The sequence below is a fragment of the Kitasatospora sp. NPDC088779 genome (assembly GCF_040685395.1).
Taxonomy (GTDB): domain Bacteria; phylum Actinomycetota; class Actinomycetes; order Streptomycetales; family Streptomycetaceae; genus Kitasatospora.
Map to the genome: position 1 here is coordinate 145431 of NZ_JBFBHW010000004.1, position 6409 is coordinate 151839.

6 protein-coding genes and 1 pseudogene are annotated in these 6409 nt (G+C 73.8%); 3 read left to right on the forward strand and 4 right to left on the reverse strand.

The genetic code is table 11. The features are described from left to right. Positions 1-16 precede the first annotated feature (16 nt). Positions 17-1057: an endo alpha-1,4 polygalactosaminidase gene (locus tag AB0P03_RS04935; RefSeq protein WP_363579766.1), complete on the forward strand. Its 1041-nt coding sequence runs from the start codon at positions 17-19 to the stop codon at positions 1055-1057. A 75-nt stretch (positions 1058-1132) separates the two neighbouring features. Here the strand turns inward: AB0P03_RS04935 and AB0P03_RS04940 are convergent, their stop codons facing one another. Next, the gene (locus AB0P03_RS04940; protein ID WP_350876437.1) at positions 1133-1342 is read right to left on the reverse strand and encodes a hypothetical protein; all 210 of its coding nucleotides are present in this window, start codon (positions 1340-1342) and stop codon (positions 1133-1135) included. Between the two features lie 154 nt (positions 1343-1496). Between AB0P03_RS04940 and AB0P03_RS04945 the strand changes: the two genes are divergently transcribed. Next, positions 1497-2462 (forward strand): aldo/keto reductase, encoded by a 966-nt coding sequence (locus AB0P03_RS04945; protein ID WP_363579767.1) that lies wholly within the window; start codon positions 1497-1499, stop codon positions 2460-2462. A 530-nt stretch (positions 2463-2992) separates the two neighbouring features. Here the strand turns inward: AB0P03_RS04945 and AB0P03_RS04950 are convergent. The 3 genes from AB0P03_RS04950 to AB0P03_RS04960 all read right to left on the reverse strand — a co-directional run bounded on the left by AB0P03_RS04950 (position 2993) and on the right by AB0P03_RS04960 (position 5648). Next, positions 2993-4015 (reverse strand): C40 family peptidase, encoded by a 1023-nt coding sequence (locus tag AB0P03_RS04950; RefSeq protein ID WP_363627846.1) that lies wholly within the window; start codon positions 4013-4015, stop codon positions 2993-2995. Continuing rightward, entirely contained in the window at positions 4012-5298 is a 1287-nt protein-coding gene (locus tag AB0P03_RS04955) for an SPFH domain-containing protein (protein ID WP_363627847.1), read from the reverse strand. Before AB0P03_RS04955 ends, AB0P03_RS04950 begins: the two co-directional genes overlap by 4 nt. A gap of 194 nt (positions 5299-5492) precedes the next feature. Further along, on the reverse strand, positions 5493-5648 hold the full coding sequence (locus AB0P03_RS04960; protein WP_363579770.1) for a hypothetical protein: 156 nt from the start codon (positions 5646-5648) through the stop codon (positions 5493-5495). Between the two features lie 256 nt (positions 5649-5904). On the opposite strand from AB0P03_RS04960, the pseudogene AB0P03_RS04965 reads away from it, so the two are divergent. Beyond that, a pseudogene (locus AB0P03_RS04965) lies at positions 5905-6409 on the forward strand (hypothetical protein); the annotation flags it as partial.

The window sequence follows — 6409 nt, forward strand, 5'->3', positions numbered from 1 at the left end:
CCGGAGTTCGACTACCGTGAACCGCCGTACCCGGCTCCTGCCGGCCGCCATCACCATCGCCGCCGCCCTGCTGGCGACCTCGTGCAGCAGCTCAGGCTCGGACGACGACGGCTCCTCGGCCGACGGCTCCCCGAGCAGCCCGCCCGCGGCCACCGCCCCGACCACCCCGGACGGCAGCGCAACCCCGGGCACCCCGTCGGACGCCGGCACCACACCCCCGGCCCCCGGCACGCCCAGCGCCCCCGGCTCGCCCACCGCGCCCGCCGCCACCACGCCCCCGGGCGCCACCACCGCCCCGGGCACCCCCGGGACCCCGGGCGGAACTCCCGGCGGCACCACCGCCCCGCAGCCCGCCGGCGCCCGCTGGCAGCCCACCCCGGGCCTCGCCTGGCAGTGGCAGCTCGGCGGCACCGTCGACCAGTCCGTGGACGTCCCGGTCTACGACATCGACGGCTTCGAGAACGACGCCTCGGTGGTGGCCGCGCTGCACGCCAAGGGCCGCAAGGTGATCTGCTACATCAACGCCGGCTCCTGGGAGAACTTCCGCCCCGACTCCGCGGCCTTCGCCAAGTCCTTGCAGGGCTCCGACACCGGCTGGAAGGGCGAGAAGTGGTTCGACATCCGCAAGCTCGACCAGCTCAAGCCGCTGATGGCGGCCCGCTTCGACATGTGCAAGAGCAAGGGCTTCGACGCCATCGAGCCGGACACCATCGAGGCCTACAACCAGAACAGCGGTTTCCCGCTCACTCCTGACGACCAGATCAAGTACAACCGCATGCTGGCCCAGCTCGCCCACGAACGCGGCCTGGCCATCGGTCTGAAGAACGACCTCGACCAGATCCCGGCGCTGCTGCCGGACTTCGACTTCGCGGTCAACGAGGAGTGCTCGCAGTTCGACGAGTGCGACCGGGTCGCGCCGTTCGTCAAGGCAGGCAAGGCGGTCTTCCACGTCGAGTACAAGCTCGGCACGGACCAGTTCTGCGCCAAGGCCAAGTCGCTCGGCTTCAGTTCGATGCAGAAGAAGCTCGACCTGGACGCCTGGCGCAAGCCCTGCTGAGCACCGGCGCACCGGTTCTCGACGCACCGGTTTCCGTCGCGCGGGTGACCCTCGTCCGGGTCACCCGCGCGAGGATCACTTGACCGCCAGCCAGATGACGCCGCCCAACACGGCCAGCACGATGACGGCGACCAGCGCGATCACGCCGGTGCGGCCACCACCACCGCTGTTGCTGCGGCCGTAGGTGGAGACGGTGCCCGGCGCCTGCGGGGCCGCCGGGGTCTCGTCGACGAACGCCCGGAACATCTGGGTGCTGCCGGCGGGGTCGTAGTCGTTGTCAGCCATGGCACGGACTCTAACGAATCCGCCCACCTCACGGACACCCCGGACCCCTCCTGCGCGACCCCCACCACCCGGTCGCGCAACGGCGGTACGACATCCTCGTGAAGTCCGCCCGACACGCGGAATGCCGCCCAGTGCGATCCGGTTGAATCCGACCATGACCGGAAACCACAGCGACGCCCCGGGCCGGGTCCGCCTCGGCGCCTCCGACCTGTCCGTCTTCCCGCTCTCCCTCGGCGGCAACGTCTTCGGCTGGACGGCCGACGAGCAGCAGTCCTTCGCCGTCCTGGACGCCTACGCCGCGGCCGGCGGCAACTTCGTCGACACCGCCGACGTCTACTCGGCCTGGGCCCCGGGCAACACCGGCGGCGAGTCCGAGACCGTCCTCGGCAACTGGCTGCGCAGCCGCGGCAACCGCGACGACGTCGTGATCGCCACCAAGGTCGGCATGCATCCCGAGGCCGGCGGTCTGGGCGCGGCCAACATCAAGGCCGCGGCTGAGGGTTCGCTGCGCCGCCTGGGCGTCGAGCGGATCGACCTGTACTACACCCACCGGGACGACGACACCCCGGTCGAGGAGTTCGTCACCGCACTGGACGAGCTGGTCCGCGAGGGCAAGGTCGCCGCGGTCGGCGCCTCCAACATCGGCGCCGAGCGGCTGTCCGAGGCGCTGGCCTTCGCCGACCGCGAGGGCCTGGCCAAGTACGTCGCCGTCCAGCCGCACTACAACCTGGTCTCGCGCGGCACCTTCGAGGGCCCGCTGGCCGACGTGGTCGCCGAGCACGGCCTCGCCACCGTCCCGTACTACGCGCTCGCCTCCGGGTTCCTCACCGGCAAGTACCGCCCCGGCGGCCCCGGCGTCGACAGCGCCCGCTCCGAGGGCGCCGCCCGCTACCTGGACGACCCGCGCGGCCCGAAGGTGCTGGCAGCCCTGGACACCGTCGCCGGGGAGCACGGCGTCGCCCTCGCCACGGTCGCCCTCTCCTGGCTGGCCGGGCGGCCGACGGTCGCCGCCCCCATCGCCAGCGCCCGCACCGTCGAGCAGCTCCCGCCCCTGCTGGCAGCCACCACGCTCCGACTCACCCCCGAACAGACCGCCCTCCTCGACGCCGCCTCCGCCTGACCCCGCCCCACCCGCAGGCTGCGAACCCGCCCCCACCCGGGCCCGTTCGCAGCCTGCGCCCGTTCCCGGCGAACCCCGCCCGGTTGGGAACGCCGTCCGCAGTGATCAGACTTGGTCCACGAACGACCTGACGCGGAGCGGGACTTCAACGCCGAATCCACCACGGCGGCGGCATCGCCGGGAATCCCGCCCGGGACGGGCTCTTCGACGACGAGGACCGGAAGAAGTACGCGCGCCCGGCCCTCGATTCCGCAGACAATCCGGGCCCGGGCGGTAACACCCGCAGGATGACCGTCGGCCCCGCCGATCTGAGGGCCCGCGCCGGCACCGTCGACGAAATCCGGGCGATTTTCCGGGCGGTCGGCGAATCGGCCCGGAAAAGGACGGCCAACGCGCTTGGCGCACCGGCCCATTGGCAGATCGGGCCCGAACTGCGCACCCGATGTATCCGCGGGGACGACCAGGTGGCCACGGTCACGCTTCGGGCCCCCGACAGCGGCGTGCCGTCGGGGGCCCAGTGCGCCCCGGCGCTACGGCCGCCCGAAGTGGGTCGGGTAGTAGCCCGAGTTGAGAGTGGAGACCCGAACCGTCTTGCCGGGCCGGGGCGCCTCGACGAACTTGCCACCGCCCAGGTAGATCCCCACGTGGTGGATCCCGGAGGCCCGGCCGCTGTCCGACCAGAACACCAGGTCGCCGCGGCGCAGCTGCCCCGCGCTGATCGGCGTGGTGGCCGCGTACTGGTCGTCGGCCACCCGCGGCAGGCTGATCCCGCTGCGCCGGTAGGCCTGCTGGACGAGCCCCGAGCAGTCGTAGCCTGACGGGCCGTTGCCGCCCCAGACGTACGGCTTGCCCAGCTGGGCGAGCGCGTAGTCGATGGCCGCCTCCATGCTGCCGGAGGCCGGTGCCTGGTCCGCCGACGGCGTGGCCGCGGGCCGGGCGGGAGTGGGATCAGCGCCGCCGCCGGACTGGCCGGTGCGGCTCGCGTAGACGTCGTAGTGGCTGGTCCACCGCCACTCGCCGCTGCCGTTCTTGAACCAGTACTTCGACCCGTCCCAGCCCTGGCGCAGTCCGGAGGAGGAAGCGGAGGAGGCCGAACCGTTGGACACGGCGGCCGCCTTGCCACTGGCACCGCCCGAGCCGCCCGAGCCGCCGGACTGGCCGGTGCGGCCCGCGTAGACGTCGTAGTGGCTGGTCCACCGCCACTCGCCGCTGCCGTTCTTGAACCAGTACTTCGACCCGTCCCAGCCCTGCTTCCCGGCCGCGGCGTGCGCGGACCCGGCACCGGCCGTCAGGCCGACCACGCCGGCGCCCGCCAGCACGGTGGTTGCCAGGCAGGTACTTCGCACGGCGCGGTGTATTCGGCTGCCGCCGGTCCCCGCCGCGGGGCGGGCGGTGCGCGGCCGGGCCGCGCAGTTCGGGCAGCCGCACCCCGCGATCGCGGGGATGCTGCCGGTGCTCTCCTCGAAGCCGATCAGGCCCCGGTCGAGGGCGGCGTCGAAATCGGCGTCGAGGTCGAGGCCGGGATCGGCGTACGCGCCGGTGGCTATCCTCATGCGGGTCGTCCTTCCTTCCGCCCGGCCCGTGCGGCCGGGGGCGGTACCGAGGCGGCCACTCCGGCCGGGGCGACGAAGGCGACCAGCAACTGCTCCATCAGCGCACTGCGGGCGGCCTCGTCCAGTTCGTGGGCGGTGGCGCGCTCCAGCCGCCGGACGGCGAGCGCCGCCGCCTCGACCGCGTCGTCCACCAGCACCGTCCGCAGGCCCGCGTCCAGGTCGGCCAGCCGGCGGCGGCGCATCGACTCGGCGACCTCGGGCGCGTAGTCCAGCGCCAGCGGCTGCGCCGAGTAGACCTCCAGGCCCGCCGGGGCGACCTCAGCGGCCAGTGCTCTGGTCAGCTCGTCGGCGAACCACTGCCCGTCACGCAGCGCGGGCCCGGGCGCCGCGTTGCTGTCGCACGGCAGGATGGACGCGGTGCGGGTGAGTACCGCCTGGACCTGCTCGCGCAGGTAGCTCTCGTGGTCCTCGATCGCCAGCAGCGCCCGCGCGGTGTCCTTGACCCGCCAGACGATCAGCAGCCGGACGACGATCGGCGTGCCGGTCCGGTCGACCGCCTTGACCGGCTCGCTGCGCCAGTGCCGCAGTCGCACGTCCACCCGGCGCCGGCGCAGCAGCGGGTTGACCCAGACCAGGCCGGTGCGGCGGACGGTGCCCCGGTAGCGGCCCCAGCGGGTCAGCACCCGGGTCTCGCCGCCCGCGTTGGCCAGCAGCCCGGCAAGCGCGAACACCACGAGCAGGCCGACCGCGCTGACCGCGGCGACCGACTTGGCGTCCACCTCGGCCTGGCCGCTCGCCTGCGCGGCGGCGCTGCGCAGGTCGGGCAGCGCGTCCCAGTACGGGATGACGCCGTCGCGCAGCAGCATCAGCAGCACGCCGGCCACGCCGACCAGCACCACCAGCAGGGCGATCCAGCCGGGCAGGGCGGTGGCGCCGTGCTCGCGGACCGCCTGGTCGGCGCGCGGGGGGCGGCGGGAGGTGGCGGCCGCGGGGGCGCCGACCTGGATGGCTTCCGGGATCTCGGCGGTCTCCGGGGCGGCCGCCTCCAGCGGATCGCGCAGGTCGGCGGAGGCGCCGGAGGCCGGGCCGGGGACGACGACCAACGGAGTGGTCGCGGGGCCGCCGTCGACCGGGCCGAGCAGCTTGGCCGTCTTGGCGGCCGTGACGGTGGCTGTGGCGGTGGCCAGCGGGCTGGCGCCGGAGGCGGAACGTTCCGGCAAGGCCGGTGGGAGCGCCTTGGGCAGGTGGTCGGGTCGCTGCGAAGAATCGCGGGTGACGTCCATGCACGGATCCTCGGGGTCGGTGTGTCGCGCAACGGGCGGCCCGGATCTGACGGGCAGTGCCAAGATCAGGCTAAGTTCATACGTCATCAAATGCGACATTTGAGGTGAGGTGTGTCGACATTTGCTGACGAATCGTCCGAAGCCGACCTGACGCGCAGGCACATGAATGGATGGTCGGGATGGTTCAGCGCAGGTCAGCGCCGCCGGACACCGCCATCACGGGCGAACACCCGGCGGGTGATCAGCCCGATGGCGGCGAGCACCAGCAGGCCACCGGCGACCCCACCGCGCCAACCGCTCGCGGTGGACCGCGCGGCCGCCGCCTGCGAGGCCTCCGCGGCCGCCCCCACGGGCGACGCACTGGGCGGCGCCGGCAGCTGCCCGGCACTCTCCCCGGCGGACCCGAGCGGTTCGGCCGCCACCGGCGTCGATGACGGTGACAGTGACGGAGGCGATGACAGGGGCGGTGGCAGTGACGGTGACGGTGACGACGCCACGACGCCGACGGCCGCCCGGGACGGACTGGCGCCCAGGGACGGAACGGTACGGAGCGTCGGAGGGACGGAACCGGCGGAGGTGGTGGTGGGGGCGGTCGGGACGGTCGGGGTGACTGAAGCAGCGGACGGCCCGGCCGCTGCCGGAACGGCAATCGGCAGCACGCCCACCGGCACCGGTGCGAGCACGGACGCATCGGGCGCCGCCCCCACAACCGGGCTCGGCGACGAGGTGACCGGGATCGAAGGCGTGGACGGGAACGTGGACGCGGGCGTGGGCGACATCGCGGGACGGGACGGTACGGAGGAGGCCACCGGCGCGGAAGCACCGGCCGAGGGCAGCACCGGCACCGCCACGCTCGGACTCGGCCCGATCGGCACCGAAGCCGACGCCGACGGGCTCGGCACGGTTGCCACGGTCGACACCGAGGCCGCGGGGCTGGGCCGCACGGGAACCGACGCCCCCGAACTCGGCACCGCGGAAGTCGACGCCGACGCCGACGGGCTCGGCACGGTCGGCACGGTCGACACCGAGGCCGCGGGGCTGGGCCGCACGGGAACCGACGCCCCCGAACTCGGCACCGCGGAAGTCGACGCCGACGCCGACGGGCTCGGCG

Excerpts from the sequence above, each read along its gene's own strand:
- AB0P03_RS04940 (WP_350876437.1), bottom strand. The coding sequence starts at position 1,342 with ATGGCTGACAACGACTACGACCCCGCCGGCAGCACCCAGATGTTCCGG.
- AB0P03_RS04955 (WP_363627847.1), bottom strand. The coding sequence starts at position 5,298 with ATGGACGTCACCCGCGATTCTTCGCAGCGACCCGACCACCTGCCCAAG.
- AB0P03_RS04950 (WP_363627846.1), bottom strand. The coding sequence starts at position 4,015 with ATGAGGATAGCCACCGGCGCGTACGCCGATCCCGGCCTCGACCTCGAC.
- AB0P03_RS04945 (WP_363579767.1), top strand. The coding sequence starts at position 1,497 with ATGACCGGAAACCACAGCGACGCCCCGGGCCGGGTCCGCCTCGGCGCC.